Origin of the sequence: Pseudacidovorax sp. 1753 (assembly GCF_040544975.1) — a bacterium.
Lineage (GTDB): Bacteria > Pseudomonadota > Gammaproteobacteria > Burkholderiales > Burkholderiaceae_C > Xenophilus.
Genome location: NZ_JBEPKY010000016.1, coordinates 148,988 through 165,194 on the forward strand (window position 1 = coordinate 148,988; position 16,207 = coordinate 165,194).

The 16,207-nt window shown below is 69.0% G+C and carries 17 protein-coding genes and 6 tRNA genes; 10 read left to right on the plus strand and 13 right to left on the minus strand.

Annotated elements, in window-relative coordinates; genetic code table 11:
• Window position 1 precedes the first annotated feature (1 nt).
• From ABIC63_RS20350 to ABIC63_RS20370, 5 genes are all read left to right on the plus strand, one after another.
• A complete protein-coding gene (locus ABIC63_RS20350; RefSeq protein WP_294370213.1) occupies window positions 2–1,075 on the plus strand; it encodes a transglutaminase family protein in 1,074 nt (357 codons plus the stop codon).
• A gap of 97 nt (window positions 1,076–1,172) precedes the next feature.
• Window positions 1,173–1,628, plus strand: coding sequence for a RidA family protein (locus ABIC63_RS20355; RefSeq protein ID WP_294370214.1), 456 nt, complete (start codon window positions 1,173–1,175; stop codon window positions 1,626–1,628).
• A gap of 4 nt (window positions 1,629–1,632) precedes the next feature.
• Entirely contained in the window at window positions 1,633–1,932 is a 300-nt protein-coding gene (locus ABIC63_RS20360) for a hypothetical protein (RefSeq protein ID WP_294370215.1), read from the plus strand.
• Window positions 1,929–3,002 (plus strand): PLP-dependent cysteine synthase family protein, encoded by a 1,074-nt coding sequence (locus ABIC63_RS20365; protein WP_354321122.1) that lies wholly within the window; start codon window positions 1,929–1,931, stop codon window positions 3,000–3,002. The genes ABIC63_RS20360 and ABIC63_RS20365 overlap by 4 nt, the downstream gene beginning before the upstream one ends.
• Before the next feature lie 134 nt (window positions 3,003–3,136).
• Window positions 3,137–4,243: a lipocalin-like domain-containing protein gene (locus ABIC63_RS20370; protein ID WP_354321123.1), complete on the plus strand. Its 1,107-nt coding sequence runs from the start codon at window positions 3,137–3,139 to the stop codon at window positions 4,241–4,243.
• Between the two features lie 82 nt (window positions 4,244–4,325).
• Here ABIC63_RS20370 and ABIC63_RS20375 read toward each other — a convergent pair.
• The 12 genes from ABIC63_RS20375 to folC form a co-directional block, all read right to left on the minus strand.
• A tRNA-Asp gene (locus ABIC63_RS20375) sits at window positions 4,326–4,402 on the minus strand.
• 47 nt (window positions 4,403–4,449) lie between these two features.
• A tRNA-Glu gene (locus ABIC63_RS20380) sits at window positions 4,450–4,525 on the minus strand.
• Between the two features lie 21 nt (window positions 4,526–4,546).
• Window positions 4,547–4,622 (minus strand) — tRNA-Ala (locus ABIC63_RS20385).
• A gap of 60 nt (window positions 4,623–4,682) precedes the next feature.
• Window positions 4,683–4,759 (minus strand) — tRNA-Asp (locus tag ABIC63_RS20390).
• 47 nt (window positions 4,760–4,806) lie between these two features.
• A tRNA-Glu gene (locus tag ABIC63_RS20395) sits at window positions 4,807–4,882 on the minus strand.
• Between the two features lie 46 nt (window positions 4,883–4,928).
• Window positions 4,929–5,004 (minus strand) — tRNA-Ala (locus tag ABIC63_RS20400).
• Between the two features lie 64 nt (window positions 5,005–5,068).
• Window positions 5,069–6,463: a glutamate--tRNA ligase gene (gene gltX / locus ABIC63_RS20405; protein ID WP_354321124.1), complete on the minus strand. Its 1,395-nt coding sequence runs from the start codon at window positions 6,461–6,463 to the stop codon at window positions 5,069–5,071.
• The gene (locus ABIC63_RS20410; protein WP_354321125.1) at window positions 6,460–7,686 is read right to left on the minus strand and encodes an O-succinylhomoserine sulfhydrylase; all 1,227 of its coding nucleotides are present in this window, start codon (window positions 7,684–7,686) and stop codon (window positions 6,460–6,462) included. The genes gltX and ABIC63_RS20410 overlap by 4 nt, the downstream gene beginning before the upstream one ends.
• A 2-nt stretch (window positions 7,687–7,688) precedes the next feature.
• Complete coding sequence (gene purF / locus ABIC63_RS20415) at window positions 7,689–9,209, minus strand: amidophosphoribosyltransferase (RefSeq protein WP_354321126.1); 1,521 nt, start codon at window positions 9,207–9,209, stop codon at window positions 7,689–7,691.
• Window positions 9,210–9,231: 22 nt separating this feature from the next.
• Entirely contained in the window at window positions 9,232–9,717 is a 486-nt protein-coding gene (locus tag ABIC63_RS20420; protein WP_295527666.1) for a CvpA family protein, read from the minus strand.
• A gap of 12 nt (window positions 9,718–9,729) precedes the next feature.
• Window positions 9,730–10,650, minus strand: coding sequence for an SPOR domain-containing protein (locus ABIC63_RS20425; protein WP_354321127.1), 921 nt, complete (start codon window positions 10,648–10,650; stop codon window positions 9,730–9,732).
• A 71-nt stretch (window positions 10,651–10,721) separates the two neighbouring features.
• On the minus strand, window positions 10,722–12,029 hold the full coding sequence (gene folC, locus ABIC63_RS20430; RefSeq protein ID WP_354321128.1) for a bifunctional tetrahydrofolate synthase/dihydrofolate synthase: 1,308 nt from the start codon (window positions 12,027–12,029) through the stop codon (window positions 10,722–10,724).
• A gap of 161 nt (window positions 12,030–12,190) precedes the next feature.
• Here folC and ABIC63_RS20435 point away from each other — a divergent pair, with 161 nt between their 5' ends.
• The 3 genes from ABIC63_RS20435 (at window position 12,191) to ppnP (ending at window position 13,606) form a co-directional block, all read left to right on the plus strand.
• Window positions 12,191–12,544, plus strand: coding sequence for an ArsC family reductase (locus ABIC63_RS20435; RefSeq protein WP_294370230.1), 354 nt, complete (start codon window positions 12,191–12,193; stop codon window positions 12,542–12,544).
• Window positions 12,545–12,623: 79 nt separating this feature from the next.
• Window positions 12,624–13,196 carry a hypothetical protein gene (locus ABIC63_RS20440; protein WP_354321129.1) on the plus strand — a complete coding sequence of 191 codons (573 nt, stop codon included), beginning with the start codon at window positions 12,624–12,626 and terminating at the stop codon, window positions 13,194–13,196.
• An 86-nt stretch (window positions 13,197–13,282) separates the two neighbouring features.
• Complete coding sequence (gene ppnP / locus ABIC63_RS20445) at window positions 13,283–13,606, plus strand: pyrimidine/purine nucleoside phosphorylase (protein ID WP_354321130.1); 324 nt, start codon at window positions 13,283–13,285, stop codon at window positions 13,604–13,606.
• 8 nt (window positions 13,607–13,614) lie between these two features.
• Here ppnP and murB read toward each other — a convergent pair whose 3' ends face one another.
• Window positions 13,615–14,670 (minus strand): UDP-N-acetylmuramate dehydrogenase, encoded by a 1,056-nt coding sequence (murB, locus tag ABIC63_RS20450; protein ID WP_354321131.1) that lies wholly within the window; start codon window positions 14,668–14,670, stop codon window positions 13,615–13,617.
• Window positions 14,671–14,773: 103 nt separating this feature from the next.
• Here murB and ABIC63_RS20455 point away from each other — a divergent pair, with 103 nt between their 5' ends.
• Together ABIC63_RS20455 and ABIC63_RS20460 are read left to right on the plus strand one after the other, a co-directional pair.
• Entirely contained in the window at window positions 14,774–15,259 is a 486-nt protein-coding gene (locus ABIC63_RS20455) for a YajQ family cyclic di-GMP-binding protein (RefSeq protein WP_234194989.1), read from the plus strand.
• A gap of 264 nt (window positions 15,260–15,523) precedes the next feature.
• Window positions 15,524–16,183 carry a retropepsin-like aspartic protease family protein gene (locus ABIC63_RS20460; protein WP_354321132.1) on the plus strand — a complete coding sequence of 220 codons (660 nt, stop codon included), beginning with the start codon at window positions 15,524–15,526 and terminating at the stop codon, window positions 16,181–16,183.
• Window positions 16,184–16,207: the final 24 nt, after the last annotated feature.

Sequence of the window (16,207 nt, forward strand, 5' to 3'; positions counted from 1 at the left end):
CATGCTGCTGCACGTCACCCACGAGACCCGCTACGACTACGCGCCCGCCGTCGAGACGGCCCAGCACATGGCGCACCTGCGCCCACGCGACCTGGGCTGCCAGGCCGTGCTGGACCATCGCCTGGCCATCTCCCCCGCGCCCGTGCACCGCAGCGAATCGGACGACATCTACGGCAACCGCCGCACCTTCTTCGCCCTCGAGTCCACGCACGACCAGCTGGTGGTCACTGCGGAAAGCCTGGTGCGCACGGCGCAACCGGCGCTTTCGCCGCAGGCCGACACACGCCTGGCCTGGGACGTGGTGCGCGAGCGCTTCCGCTACCGGGCGGGCCAGCATGACGATGCGGCCTCCGACTTCGTCTTTCCGTCGCGCCACGTGCCGCCGCACGACGACTTCGCCGCCTATGCGCGGGCCAGCTTCCCGCCGGGCCGGCCGCTGTTCGAGGCAGCCATGGAGCTCACGCTGCGCATCCACCGCGACTTCGAATACGCCAGCGGCAGCACCGAGATCAACACGCCGGCCGTGCAGGCGCTGGCGCAGCGCCGCGGCGTCTGCCAGGACTTCGCCCACATCATGATCGCCTGCTGCCGCGCGCTGGGCCTGCCCGCGCGCTATGTGAGCGGCTACCTGTTGACGCAACCGCCGCCGGGCCAGCCGCGGCTGGTGGGCGCGGACGCCTCGCACGCCTGGGTGGAGGTCTACCTGCCCGGCGCCGGCGCCGGCGCCGATGCGCAGCATCCGGCCTCCGGCCTGGGCGACTGGGCCGGCTTCGACCCCACCAACGGCCGCCAGCCCGGCCCGGACTATGTGGTGCTGGCCGTGGGCCGCGACTTCGCCGACGTCTCACCCATGCGCGGCGTGCTGCACGGCGGTGCCCGCCATGTCCTGGACGTGGGCGTCACCGTGCAACCCTTCGACGAACTGCCGGCCGCCCGGCGCGAAGGCCTTGCGGCGGCGCTGGCACAGGACGTGGCCGCGACGTCGGCCGTTGCTGCTTCCTCGATCGCGCCTGCCGCGGCCGGTGCCGAGGACCGCGACGGCGGCCGGCCCGCGCCCATGCCGGACAATCGCTGACCCTGCGCCTGCCGCCCGACGGCGGGCAACCCTGCCGGCGACGGCGCCCGTCCCGGCCGCGACCCTACTTTCTCCATCCCGAATCCCGGAGTCCTCCATGTCCATCCAAGACACGCTCAAGCAACTCGGCATCGAACTGCCGCCCGTCGCCGTTCCCGCCGCCGCCTACGTGCCCTTCGTGCAGACCGGCAACCTCGTGTTCCTGTCCGGCCACATCGCCAAGAAGGACGGCAAGCCCTGGGTGGGCCAGCTGGGCGTGGACATGGGCACCGACGAAGGCAAGCAGGCCGCCCGCGCCATCGCGATCGACCTGCTGGGCACCCTCCAGGCTGCCGTGGGCGACCTGGAGCGCGTGCGCCGCATCGTCAAGGTGATGAGCCTGGTCAACTCGGCCCCCACCTTCACCGAACAGCACCTGGTGACCAACGGCGCCAGCGAACTCTTCGCCGCGGTCTTCGGCGAACGCGGCGCCCATGCCCGCAGCGCCTTCGGCGTGGCGCAGATCCCGATGGGCGCCTGCGTCGAGATCGAGCTGATCGCGGAAGTGGGCTGAGCCGATGCGCGTACGCCTTCTCGCGCTGGCAGGCACAGCCGCGCTTCTTCTCGGCGCCTGTGCGGCGCCGGCGGACGGCCCGCGGCCCGTCGATGCCATCCCTCTCGCGCCCCCGCCACCGCGCATCGTCGGCGCGGACGGCAACGGCGCCACCGAGGGCCCGCAAAGCTGCAAGATATCGGCCGGCTACCTGTGGTGCCAGGCCGTCCAGCGCTGCGAGCGGCCCTGGGAGCTGGCCCGGGACAAGGGCTTCCCCAACACCCTCGAAGGTTTCCAGGCCTTCTGCCAGCCGCCTGCGAAATGAGTCAGTTCTCGCAAGACAGCGCGCGTGCCTGGCTGAACAACGCGATGCGCCGCATCGAGGCCGATTACCAGCGCAGCGCCGACACCCACCTCATTCCCCTGCCGCTGCCCGCCTTCGAGGCGGCCGGCATCGACCTCTACCTGAAGGACGAATCCACCCACCCGACCGGCAGCCTTAAGCACCGGCTCGCGCGCTCGCTCTTCCTGCACGCGCTGGTCAACGGCTGGGTGCGCGAAGGCACCACGGTGATCGAGGCCTCCAGCGGCTCGACGGCTGTGAGCGAGGCCTACTTCGCCCGGTTGCTGGGTCTGCCCTTCGTGGCCGTGATGCCGCGCAGTACCTCGGCCGAGAAGGTGGCGCAGATCGCCTTCTACGGCGGCCGCTGCCACTTCGTGGACCACGCGTGGGAGGTCTACGACGAGGCGGAAGACCTGGCCCATGAATGCGGCGGCCACTACATGGACCAGTTCACCTATGCGGAACGGGCCACCGACTGGCGGGGCAACAACAACATCGCGGACAGCATGTTCCAGCAGATGGCGCAGGAGCGGCATCCCGTGCCGGCCTGGATCGTGGTGGGCGCCGGCACGGGCGGTACCAGCGCGACCATCGGCCGCTACGTGCGCTTTCGCGGGCATGCGACACAGTTGGCGGTGGTCGACCCCGAAGGCTCCGCCTTCGCCGAGTTCCACGCCACGGGCGACTGGGACTGCGAAGGCGCCGGCTCGCGCATCGAGGGCATCGGCCGTCCACGCGTGGAGCCGAGCTTCATCCCCAGCGTCGTGGATCGCATGATCCCGATGCCCGACGTCGCCTCCATCGCGGGCATGCGGGTGCTGTCCAATCTGCTGGGCCGCAAGGTGGGCCCGTCGACGGGCACCAACTTCGTCGGCATGCTGGCGCTGGCGCACGAGATGCGCGAGCAGGGCCGCAGCGGCTCGGTGCTGTCGCTGCTGTGCGACTCGGGCGAGCGCTACCTTGCGACCTACCATGACGGGCGCTGGGTCGACGACCGGTTCGGCGACTGCGCCGAGGCTGTCCGGGGCATCGAAGCGGCGCTGCACGGCTGAGGGACTCGAAGCGGGCCACCGCCGATGCGCTCGGCAGGCCCGTGCCGCGCGCACTCACCGTCCCACGCCTCCGGTGAGAGGATGGTGCTACCCCGCTTCTGCCGCGGGCGGGCGCCATCGGCGATCATCCACCGATGCCTTTTGTGCCCTTGAGTCCGCTGCTCGCCGGCCGGACCGCCACCCGGCGACGCGTGTTGGCCCTGCTGGCTGGCGGGCTCCTGCCATTGCCTTCGTCCTGGGCGCTGCCTGCGCGCACCCTGCACTTTCCCCGTGACCACGGCAGCCATCCCGGACTGCGCACGGAATGGTGGTACGCCACGGGCCATGCCGAGTCGCCGCAAGGCGCACGCTACGGCTTTCAACTCACCTTCTTCCGCTCGCGGGTGGACGGCACGCAGTCTCTGCGGTCGGCGTTCGCGGCACGGCAACTGCTGTTCGCCCATGCCGCGCTGACCGACCTGCAGGCTGGCAAGCTGCACCATGACCAGCGCATCGCCCGTGCCGGCTTCGGCATCGCCGAGGCTGCCGAGGACGACACGCACGTGCGGCTGCGTGACTGGTCGCTGGTGCGCAATGCCGACAGCGGTGCCTATGCCGCCGAGGCGCCGGGCGCCGATTTCGGCCTCTCCCTGCGCCTGCAACCCACCCAGGCCGTGTTGTTGCAGGGGAAGGCCGGCCTTTCGCGCAAGGGCCCCGAGGCGGCGCAAGCCAGCTACTACTACAGCCAGCCGCAACTGGCGGTGCAAGGTCGCATCGCCGTCAAAGGACAAGCACCCCTGCGGGTGGAGGGACGGGCCTGGCTCGACCACGAATGGAGCGAGGCGCTGCTGCACCCGCAAGCGGTAGGCTGGGACTGGATCGGCATGAACCTGGACGACGGAAGCGCCCTCACGGCCTTCCGCCTGCGCCGTGCGGACGGCAGCGCGCTCTGGGCGGGCGGCTCGTGGCGGCCGGCGGGCGGGCAAGCGCAGGCCTTCGAAGACAAGGACGTGCGATTCGAGCCGCTTCGGTTCTGGACGAGCCCGCTCTCGCGGGCACGCTACCCGGTGCAGTGCCAGGTCTATACACCCGCCGGCCGCTTCGAGGTCCGCGCCCTGGTCGACGACCAGGAACTGGACAGTCGCGCCTCGACCGGCGCCATTTACTGGGAAGGCCTGAGCGATCTGCTCGACACGACCGGTCGCCGCGTCGGCCGCGGCTACCTCGAAATGACGGGGTATGCGCAGGCATTGAGGCTTTGAACGGCGGCAAGGCCCCTGCAGTGCACTGCGCAGGGCCCAAAGAAAAAGCCCTTGCTGCAGAACGGCAAGGGCTTTGGATGACTGGCGGAGTGGACGGGACTCGAACCCGCGACCCCCGGCGTGACAGGCCGGTATTCTAACCAACTGAACTACCACTCCTGGCAGGCAGCATTGCGCTCTGTAGACAGAGCCAAGCGCTACGAACTTGGCGACCCTACGGGGATTCGAACCCCGGTACTCACCGTGAAAGGGTGATGTCCTAGGCCTCTAGACGATAGGGTCAAAACCTGGACTGGTTTGAAGTGGTGGAGGTAAACGGGATCGAACCGATGACCTCTTGCATGCCATGCAAGCGCTCTCCCAGCTGAGCTATACCCCCACTGATCTTGGCTTTCACCGAGACCTTGAGTTCGAAGGCTTGCGCCTGCGAACTGGAATCTGGCGGAGTGGACGGGACTCGAACCCGCGACCCCCGGCGTGACAGGCCGGTATTCTAACCAACTGAACTACCACTCCTGGCAGGCAGCTTTGCGCTCTGCTGACAGAGCCAAGTGCTACGAACTTGGCGACCCTACGGGGATTCGAACCCCGGTACTCACCGTGAAAGGGTGATGTCCTAGGCCTCTAGACGATAGGGTCAAAACCTTGGACGAAAGTCTTGCGACTCTCTACGACGACACCTTGATGGTGGAGGTAAACGGGATCGAACCGATGACCTCTTGCATGCCATGCAAGCGCTCTCCCAGCTGAGCTATACCCCCGTTTCGACCGACGCTTTTGACGTCGACCCTGTCAGGTGTCGAGCCTTGCATTATATGCAGGTTTTTACGCGTTGCGCAATCTTTCTTGCACGGTGTCCGGAGAAAAAAGCGCGAGCACGGCGTCGAGCGAAGGCGTCTGCGGCGTGCCCATCACCAGCACGCGCACGGGCATGGCCAGGGCGGGCATCTTGAGGCCGTGCTGGGCCAGCACTTCCTTGATCGTCGCGGCGATGGAGGGCTTGTCCCAGGCCGCCACTCCGGCCAACTTCTCGGCCAGCGAAGTGATCGCCGGGCGCACAGCGTCGGTGATGTGCTGCGCGCGGTCCGCCTCGCTGGCGGTGACGGGCGCGTAGAAAGCCGCGCTCCAGTCGGCCAGTGCCACGGTGGTGTCGCAGCGATCCTTGAACAGGCCGCAGATGGCTGGCAGGCGCTCGTCCGCCGTGATGCCGCGCTTGGCAAGCTGGGCTGCCACCAGCGGCGCGAGTTGGTCGTCGGCCATGGCCTTGAGGTGCTGGGCATTCACCCAGCGCAGCTTGGCCTCGTCGAACTGGGCGGCGCTGCGGCCCAGGTGGTCCAGGTCGAACCATTCCAGGAACTGCGCGCGGCTGAAGATCTCGTCGTCGCCATGGCTCCAGCCCAGACGGGCCAGGTAGTTGACCATGGCGTCAGGGAGGTAGCCCTCGTCGCGGTACTGCGTCACCGGCTTGGCGCCGTTGCGCTTGCTCATCTTCTCGCCCTGCTCGTTCAGCACGGTGGGCAGGTGGGCATAGACCGGTGGCTCCTTGCCGAGAGCGCGGAAGATGTTGATCTGCCGCGGCGTGTTGTTCACGTGGTCGTCGCCGCGGATGACGTGGGTGATGGCCATGTCGATGTCGTCGACAACCACGCAGAAGTTGTACGTGGGCGTGCCGTCGGGCCGGGCGATGACCAGGTCGTCCAGCTCGTCGTTGCGGATCTCGATGCGGCCCTTGACCTTGTCGTCCCAGGCGACGACGCCGCCGACGGGGTTCTTGAAGCGCAGCACCGGTTGCACGCCCTCGGGGACTGCCGGCAGCGTCTTGCCGGGCTCGGGCCGCCAGGTGCCGTCGTAGCGCGGCTTTTCCTTGGCGGCCATCTGGCGCTCGCGCAGAGCGTCGAGCTCCGCCACGCTCATGTAGCAGGGATAGACCAGGCCCTGGGCCTGCATCTCCGCCAACACCGCCTTGTAGCGGTCCATGCGCTGCATCTGATAGAAGGGACCTTCATCATGGTCCAGGCCCAGCCAGGCCATGCCTTCGATGATCACGTCGACGGCGGCCTGGGTCGAGCGCTCGAGGTCGGTGTCCTCGATGCGCAGGATGAAGTCGCCGCCAGTGGAGCGGGCGAAGGCCCAGGGGTACAAGGCCGAGCGGATGTTGCCCAGGTGGATGAAGCCCGTCGGCGACGGGGCGAAGCGGGTCCGGGTGCGTGCGTTCGTCATGCGGGAAGGGAGCTCAGGCCGCGGTCGAGGTCCGCAGCGACATCGTCGGTGTGTTCGAGGCCCACGGCCACGCGAATCAGGCCCTGGCCCACGCCAGCAGCCTGGCGCTGCGCCTCGGTCAGTCGACCGTGCGAAGTGCTGGCCGGGTGCGCGCACATGGTCTTGGTGTCGCCCAGATTGGTGGCCAGCGACAGCCACTGCATCGAATCCAGCACATGGAAAGCGCGGCGGCGCGCCTGGTCGGCGTCAGCGGCCTTGACGTCGAAGGACAGCACGGCGCCGCCGCTCCCCGATTGCTGCGCCATGGCCAGTTCATGCTGCGGATGGCTGGCAAGGCCAGGGTAGTACACGCACCCGACGCCGGGATGCGCCTCCAGCCAGCGCGCCAACGCCAGCGCCTTGGCGGCCTGCGCCTTCATGCGGATGTCCAGCGTCTCCAGGCCCTTGAGCACCACCCAGGCGTTGAAGGGCGCGAGCGTCATGCCCGCACTCTTGAGCACCGGCAGGAACTTCTCCGTGACCATCTTCTGGCTGGCGCACAGCGCGCCGGCCATCACGCGGCCCTGGCCGTCGAGATACTTGGTGCCGGAGTGCATGACGATGTCGGCGCCCATGGCCATGGGCCGCTGCAGCGCGGGCGTGGCGAAGCAGTTGTCCACGGACATCAGCGCGCCGTTCTCGTGCGCCAGATCTGCCAGGGCGGCGATGTCGCACACCTCCGTCAGCGGATTGGTGGGCGTCTCGGCGAAGAGCAGCCGCGTGGTACCTGGCCGCACGGCGGCCTTCCAGGCCGCGATGTCGGTCTGCGGCACGAAGCTCGACTCGACGCCAAACTTGGCCAGGTCCGAGCCGATCAGCTTGATGGTGGAGCCGAACATCGACTGCGAGCACACCACGTGGTCGCCGGCCTTGAGCAGGCCCATGCACATCATCAGGATGGCCGACATGCCCGAGGCGGTGGACATGCAGGCCTCGGCGCCCTCGAGCGCGGCCAGGCGCTGCTCGAAGCTGGCGACCGTCGGGTTGCCGTAGCGGCCGTAGGTGAAGCCTTCCTCATCGCCGGCGAAGCGGCGGGCGGCGGACTCTGCCGACGGCTGGACGTAGCCGCTCGTCAGGTACAGCGCTTCGGAGTTCTCGCCGTACTGGCTGCGCGCCGTGGCGCGGCGCACGGCCTCGGTCTCGGGATGCAGGCCGGCCGGCAGGTCGCGTTCTTGCGGGCTCATGGTCATTCGCTGTGGTTGGGCAGGGTCAGGCGCGAGGCGTCGATGTCGGTTTCCTCGATGCGCGGCCGGTTGCCGTTCATGCGGCTGATGGCCTCGGTGTCGATGTCGCCGGTGACGTACACGCCGTCGAAGCAGGAGGCCTCGAAGCCGCCCAGCGGCACGGCGCCGGGCGTCTTGGGCGCGGCCTTCATCACGGCGCGCTTCATGGCGTCCACGTCCTGGTAGATCAGCGCGTCGCAGCCGATGATCTGGCGGATCTCCTCGATGGTGCGGCCGTGGGCCACCAGCTCGTCCTTGGTTGGCATGTCGATGCCGTAGACGTTGGGAAAGCGCACCGGCGGCGCGGCGCTGGCCATGTAGACCTTGCGGGCGCCGGCGTCGCGCGCCATCTGCACGATCTCGCGGCTGGTGGTGCCGCGCACGATGGAATCGTCCACCAGCAGCACGTTGCGGTCCTTGAACTCGCTGGCGATCACGTTGAGCTTCTGGCGCACCGACTTCTTGCGCACCGCCTGGCCCGGCATGATGAAGGTGCGGCCCACGTAGCGGTTCTTGACGAAACCCTCGCGGTACGGCACGCCCAGCAGGTGCGCGAGCTGCGTGGCGCTCGGGCGGCTGGACTCGGGAATCGGCACGATCACGTCGATCTCGCTCGGCGGCACGGTCGAGACCACGCGCTGCGCCAGCGTCTCGCCCAGGTTCAGGCGGGCCTGATAGACGGAGATGCCGTCCAGCGTGGAATCGGGCCGCGCCAGGTAGACGAACTCGAAGATGCAGGGATGCAGGCTGGCATCGGGCGCGCACTGGCGGGCATGCACCTGGCCTTGCAGGTCGATGAAGACGGCCTCGCCCGGCAGCACATCGCGCTCGAAGGTGAAGCCCGAGCCTTCCAGCGCCACCGATTCGCTGGCCACCATCACGCCGCCGTCGGCACTGCGGCCCAGGCACAGCGGGCGGATGCCGTACGGGTCGCGGAAGACCAGAAGGCCGTGGCCAGCGATCATCGAAATGACGGCGTAGGAGCCGCGCAGCCGACGGTGCACCGCCTCGACGGCCGTGAAGATGTCCTGGATGTGCAGGGGGATGCCGCGCGTGGCGCGCTCGATCTCGTGCGCCAGCACGTTGAGCAGCACCTCGGAATCGCTCTCGGTGTTGGTATGGCGATGGTCGGTCGAGAACAACTCGGCCCGCAGCGCATGCGCGTTGGTGAGGTTGCCGTTGTGCACCAGCACGATGCCGAAGGGCGCGTTGACGTAGAAGGGCTGGGCCTCTTCCTCGCTGTAGGCATTGCCCGCCGTCGGATAGCGCACCTGGCCCAGGCCCGTGGTGCCCGGCAGCGCGCGCATGTTGCGGGTGCGGAACACGTCGCGCACCATGCCCTTGGCCTTGTGCATGAAGAACTTGCGCTCCAGCATCGTCACGATGCCGGCGGCGTCCTGGCCGCGGTGCTGCAGCAGCAGCATGGCGTCATAGAGCAGTTGGTTGACGGGCGCGTTGCTGAAAACGCCGACGATTCCACACATGGGAGATCCTTGATTTCCTGAACTACGGAAGGTAGCTGGCCAGTTTCTGCGGCAGCGCGGGCTTGAGGCCCTGCAATGCCGCATCGATGAAGGGCGCGCCGGCCGACTCGCGCCACCAGGCCTGGTCGTGCCAGGCCATCACATGAACCACCACGGCGATCGCCAGCAGCGCCACGGCTGCGCGGGCGGCGCCGAATAGTGCGCCGAGCGACCGATCCACCGGCCGCAACCCGGCCACCGTGACCAGGCGCCGCGTCATCGAGGCAATGGCGCCGCCCACGAAGGCGACGACGATGAAGATGAGCGCAAACGCCACCCCGTAACGCCAAGGTGCCTCCGGTTCACCGAAAGGCAAGACCGCAGCCAGACTGCCCGCCAGCCACTGCGCACACAGGAAGGCCGCGACCCACCCCGCCAGCGACAGCACTTCATAAACCAGCCCGCGCCACAGGCCCATCAGCATCGACACCGCGATCAGCATCACGGCGATCCAGTCGAAGAGCGCCATGGCGCAGCGCGATCAGAGTGTGAGCACGGCAGCCGGCAGGGCCAGCGCCTTGATGCGGGCGGCGGCCTTGTCGGCGTCGGCACGCGAGGAAAAGGGCCCGACCCGCACCCGGGTGCGCTCGCCCTGGGGCGTCTTTGCCACATGGGTGTACGTCTTGAGACCGGCACGCTCCAGCTTCTGGCGCGTTTCCTGGGCCTTGGCGGCGTCGGCGAAGGCGCCCACCTGGACCACAAAGCGTCCGGCGACCTCGGCGGGTGCTGCGGCCGCGGGCTGTGCCTGCGCCACGACCTGCTGCTGCGGGGCCTTGCCTTCGAGCAGGGCGCGGGCGCGGGCGCCGTCGTCGCGGCCCGGCGCCGGCGAGGCTGGCTTGGCGGGCTCGGGCTTCGAGGGCTCGGCCTTGGCGACCTCGCTCTTGGCTTCGGTCTTGGGGGCCTCGGACTTGGTCACCGGCGTCTTGGCCGGTTCAGGCTTGGCGTCGACACGCGCTGGCTCCGTGCGCGGTGCCTCGCTCTTGGCCGGTTCGGAACTGGCAACGGCCTCGCGGCGCGGCTCCGGTACCGCGGCAGGGGGCGCCACCGCCACCTCACTGCCATCGGCGCGTTCCGTGATCACACCATTGGCGGGCGGCGGCAAGGCGATGCCGCCGGAAGCGCTGCGCGAGGTGTCGGCCGCCGGCGCCTCCGCCTGTGCCAGCGGCTTGACCTTGGCCCGGTCCGGCATTTCGATGGGAATGTCGACGGCCACGGGCCGCGGCTGGGTGTCGAACAGGAGGGGAAAGCCGATCACGCCGAGCAGCACCAGCACGGCGGCGCCGACGAGGCGGTGTCGCGCGCGGCGGCGCAGCGATTCGACGCTTTCGGCCGGTGCGGCCGAGACGTTGCCGCGGCCTTCCTTGCCCGGGGAACCTTTGGATCGAAGCTTGAAGAAAGCCATGTGGACGTCGAATCCCCGAGCGGAGCGGCTGTCTGGCGGACGAAGGGCGAATAGCGCCGCAGCGACCGAATTCAGGTACCCGGCTGCAGATGCCGGGCTGTCAGCCGGGGCACACCGTGCGCGAGAACACCGCCGACGGTGAAGAAAGAACCAAAGACGACGATTCTATCAGCCGGGTCTGCCGCCGCCGTGGCCGCGGAGAGCGCCGCCATGGGGTCGGCGTGCAGGGAGGCACTGGCGTCCGTGCGGCGGTTCAGCGCCGTCCACATGCGCATCAGGTCCGCGGCCCGCGCGGCGCGCGGCGTGGGCAAGTCCGTAAAGTACCAGCGGTCCACCAGGGGACCCAGGCGTTCGAAGATGGGCGCCAAGTCCTTGTCTGCCATGGCGCCGAAGACGGCATGCGTGACCGGAAAGAAGCCCATGGCGTCCAGGTTCTCGGCCAAGGCCGCCGCCGAATGCGGGTTGTGGGCCACGTCCAGCACCAGCGCCGGCTGGCCGGGCACGATCTGGAAGCGGCCCGGCAGCTCGACGGTGGCAAAGCCCTGGCGGATGGCCTGGGCCGACACCGGCAGCCGCGGGCGCAGGGCCTCCAGCGCCGCCAGCACGCCCGCCGCATTGATCAGCTGGTTGGCGCCGCGCAACGCCGGATAGGCCAGACCCGCATAGCGGCGCCCACGGCCCGACCAGGCCCACTGCTGCTTGTCGCCGCTGACGGTGAAATCGCGGCCGGAGAGCCACAGGTCGGCGCCCAGGTCCTCGGCGCGGGCCACCACGCTGCGCGGCGGCATCGGATCGCTCACGATGGCGGGCCGGCCCGCGCGCAGGATGCCGGCTTTTTCCGCGCCGATGCTTTCACGGTCGGTGCCGAGGAATTCGATGTGGTCGATGTCCACGCTGGTGATCACGGCGCAGTCGGCATCGATGATGTTGACGGCGTCGAGCCGGCCGCCCAGGCCGACCTCGAGGATCGCGGCATCGAGGCCCGAGGCTGCCATGCACGACAGGATGGCGAGGGTGGTGAACTCGAAATACGTCAGCGCAACGGCTTCGCCGCCGGCCGTGCGCGCGGTCTCGACGGCGTCGAAATGCGGCAGCAGCGCCTCGCCCTCGACCGATTGCCCGCCGATGCGCAGGCGCTCCTCGAAATGGACCAGGTGCGGCGAGGTGTAGACGCCGGTGCGGTAGCCGGCCTGGGCCAGGATGGCCTCCAGCATGGCGCAGGTGGATCCCTTGCCGTTGGTGCCGGCCACGGTGATGACAGGGCAGGTCAGCGCGAGGCCCATGCGCCGTGCCACGGCCTGGACCCGGTCCAGCCCGAGGGCGATGTTCTTGGCATGCAGTTGCTCGGCGTAGGCGAGCCAGTCGGCGAGGGTCTTCATAGGAGGGCGGCATTGTCGCCGAGCCCTCTGACGCGCTCCCCGGCCCCGAACCAATGACCGGCCAAGCGACGGGAGATGCCCCGGGACGGCGCTCGCCGCGCCGCGGCAGGGGGCGCGCCGCGCGCCACGGGCCGCCAACGGCTGAGGCATCATCGCGCCCCATGATCGACGTCTACGGCATCCCCAACTGCGACACCGTCAAGCGCGCCCGCACCTGGCTCGACAGCCAGGGCCAGGCCTACACCTTCCACGACTTCAAGAAGCAGGGCGTGCCCGAGACGGCCCTCGCCCGCTGGCTGGCGGCCCTCGGCTGGGAGCCGCTGGTCAACCGCCGCGGCACCACCTGGCGGCAACTGGACGAAAGCGCGCGCCAGGCGGTGGTCGACGCCGATTCGGCCGCCGCCGCCCTGCGCGCCAACCCCAGTCTGGTGAAGCGCCCGGTCGTCGAATGGCCGGGTGGCGCGGTTACCGTTGGTTTCGATGCCGACACCTGGAAGGCCCGCATCGGCCATTGAGGGATTGAACCCGCCGCAACGGGTGGCGTCCAATCGAGGTTGCGGCGCGTCCGCCGCCTCTCACACGCAGGAGATGTCCATGACCTTCCCCCGTCCATCGCTCGGCGCCCTGGCCTTGGCCGTGCTCGGCAGCCTCGCCGCCCCGGCCTTCGCCCAGAGCCAGCCCCAGTACGCCGAGGGCCGCGTGCTCTCGAGCACCCCGGTCGTCGAGAACGGCCGCACCAGCTACAGCGTGCGCTACGAGTACAACGGCCGCACCTACACCACCCGCACCGACACGCCGCCCAGCCAGACCATCGGCCTGCAGGTGAGCGACCTGGGCGTCAGCACCTACCCAGTGACGCCGCAGCCGAGCATGCAGACGGGCCAGGTTCCGCCTCCTGCCAGCAACACCTACGCCACCCGCGCCCCTTGGGAGCAGGTGGCCCCGGAGCCCGGGGTCGTGGTGTCGAATGCACCGATGCCCGTTGCCGCGCCCCAGGCCGTCGTGGCGCCCGGCTATCCCGTCTACACGACCACGTACCCGGCGCCCGTCTATTACCCCGCCCCGGTGGCTGCGCCGGTCTATGCCTACCCGTCGCCTTATGTTTACCCGCCGGTGGGCCTGTCGCTCAACTTCGGCTACTCGCGCGGCTGGCATCGGCGCTGGTGAGCAAGCCCGGCAGGGCTGCGCCGGTGCGCGACCGACCGGCCCCTAGAATCCGCGGCCCTGTTCCATCCTCCTCATCGCTGCAGTCCATGAGCATCCAGAAGACCCTCGACGGCGTGTCCGTCGCCACCTCGGCCAATGTGTATTTCGACGGCAAGTGCGTCTCGCACGGCGTGACGCTGGCCGATGGCCGCAAGTGCACCGTCGGGGTGATCCTGCCGTCTTCGCTGACCTTCAGCACCGGCGCGCCCGAGATCATGGAATGCACCGCCGGCAGCTGCGAATACCGCCTCGACGGCGAAAGCGACTGGAAGCGCTCCGCCGCCGGCGAGACGTTCAGCATCCCCGGCAACGCCAAATTCGAGATCCGCGTGAGCGGCGAACCCTACAGCTACATCTGCCACTTCGGCTGAACGCGCGTTCAGACGACGACCGGCTCCGGCTCCAGCCGGATGCCGAAGCGCTCGTAGACGCTGGTCTGGATGGCCTTGGCCAGCGTCATCACCTCGCCACCGGTGGCGGGGTGCGTGTTTCCCCCGCGGTTGACCAACACCAGCGCCTGCTTTTCGTAGACGCCGGCATTGCCCACCGACTTGCCCTTCCAGCCGCAGGCATCGATCAGCCAGCCTGCGGCCAGCTTCACCGAGCCGTCGGGCATGGGGTAGTGCACGATGCGGGGCTCGCGGGCGATGATGTCCGCGCACTGCTCCGGCGTGACCGTCGGGTTCTTGAAGAAGCTCCCGGCATTGCCCAGCACGCGCCAGTCAGGCAGCTTGGCCTGACGGATGGCGCAGACCCAGTCGAAGACCTGCATGGGCGTGGGCTCGGCGATGCCGCTCTCGGCCGCCTTGCGCGCCAGGTCCAGATAACCCAGCTCCGGCTTCCAGGGTCGCGGCAGGCGCAGCCGCACCCGCGTGATGAGCGCGCGGCCGGCGAGGCCGAAGTCGTTGGGGCCGCTGCCCGGCGGATGCTTGAACACCGAATCGCGGTAGCCGAAGGCGCACTGGGCCGCGTCGAGGGTGAAGCGGCGGCCAGTTTCCAGGTCGATGCCGTCGAGCGACTCGAAGCGGTCCTGCAGCTCGACGCCGTAGGCGCCGATGTTCTGCACGGGCGCGCCGCCCACGGTGCCCGGGATCATGGCCATGTTCTCCAGGCCCGGGCAGCCCTGCTCCAGCGTCCAGCGCACCGTGTCGTGCCACAGCTCGCCGGCGCCGATCTCGACGATGCAGCCCTTCGGCGTGTCTTCGACCACGCAGCGACCGGGGATCTCGACCTTGAGCACCAGTGGCTTGACGTCGCCGGTGATGACGATGTTGCTGCCGCCACCGAGGACGAACTTGGGCATCTCGCGCCAGTCCTCGCGGGCCAGCACCTCGGCGATATCGTCCTCGCTGCGGATGCGGACGAGCTGCTGGGCGCGGGCGACGATGCCGAAGCTGTTGTGGGGTTGAAGGGGGACGTTGCGCTCGGCGATCATGGGAGAATTTTCGCATCCGCCGCCTCGTGGCCTTGCCCGCGGGCGGCGCCCTCTTCCGTCCCGGCGCATGCGCCGGGGCGCGACACCTTCAGGAGAACACCCCATGCCGTCTTTCGACACCGTCTGCGAGCCCAACATGGTCGAGGTGCGCAACGCCATCGACACCGCGTCCAAGGAAATCGCCACCCGCTTCGACTTCAAAGGCACGCCGGCCTCGGTCGAGCTCAAGGACAAGGAAATCATCCTGATCGGCAACGCCGATTTCCAGCTGGCGCAGATCGAGGACATCGTGCGCGGCAAGCTCACCAAGCGCAACGTGGACGTGCGCTTTCTGGACAAGGGCGACGTGCAGAAGATCGGCGGCGACAAGGTCAAGCAGGTCTTCAAGGTCAAGAGCGGCGTCGACTCGGACACGGGCAAGAAGATCCAGCGCCTGCTCAAGGACAGCAAGCTCAAGGTGCAGGCGGCCATCCAGGGCGATGCCGTGCGCGTGACCGGCGCCAAACGGGACGACCTGCAGGCGGCGATGGCGCTGATCCGCAAGGATGTGGCCGATCTGCCGGTCTCTTTCGACAACTTCAGAGATTGATCTTTTGAACCCCCCATGCCGCTTCGCGGCTCCGGGCGGCCGCCAGAGGCGGCTGCTCTTCGGGCACGTCCAAGCCTGCGCAGGCAGGCTTGGAGCCGCGACCCTCAGCCCCTCTCTTGCGCCTTCGGCTTGGAGGGGGGCGCACCCCGCGGCCTGGCAAAGCAAATTCCGCGGGTGCACTGGCATGGCCTGCTCCGCGGCCTTCGGCACAGGGAGCGATGCTGTGCCGTCGGCGGTGTCGATGCGTTGCGGCGGATCGCGGCGATGAAACGGACACGCGCACACATCCTCGCCGCATTGCTGGCAGCGGGTTTTGCGGTCGCCACGCAAGCGCAGGCTCAGACCCAATCGATCACGCTGACCGGCACCATCGGCAGCCGCGCGATCCTGATCGTGGGCGGGGGCGCGCCCCGGACGCTGGCGCCCGGAGAGAGCCTGCAGGGCGTGCGGCTGGTGAGCGTGCAGGACGGCGAGGCCGTGGTGGAGTCCGGCGGCAAGCGGCTCACCCTGCGCATGGGCGCGCCGGTGAGCGTCGGCGGCTCTGGCGGCGGCGGCGGCAGCCGCATCGTGCTGACGGCGGACAGCCGCGGTCACTTCGTGACGGCCGGCGGGATCAACGGCCGACCGGTGACCTTCATGCTGGACACGGGCGCCACCGCGGTGGCCCTGTCCATGGCCGACGCGCAACGCATCGGCCTCGATCCCACACGCGGGCAGCCGGTGACCATGAACACGGCCAACGGCACGGCGCCGGGCTGGCGGATCAAGCTGGATTCGGTGAAGGTGGGCGACGTGACGGTGTACGACGTCGATGCCGTCGTCTCGCCACAAGCCATGCCCTATGTGCTGCTGGGCAATAGCTTCATCAACCGCTTCTCGATGCGGCGCGACGCCGACCAGATGGTGCTGGAACGGCGCTACTGACTCGCCCGGACCGCTGGCGACGGG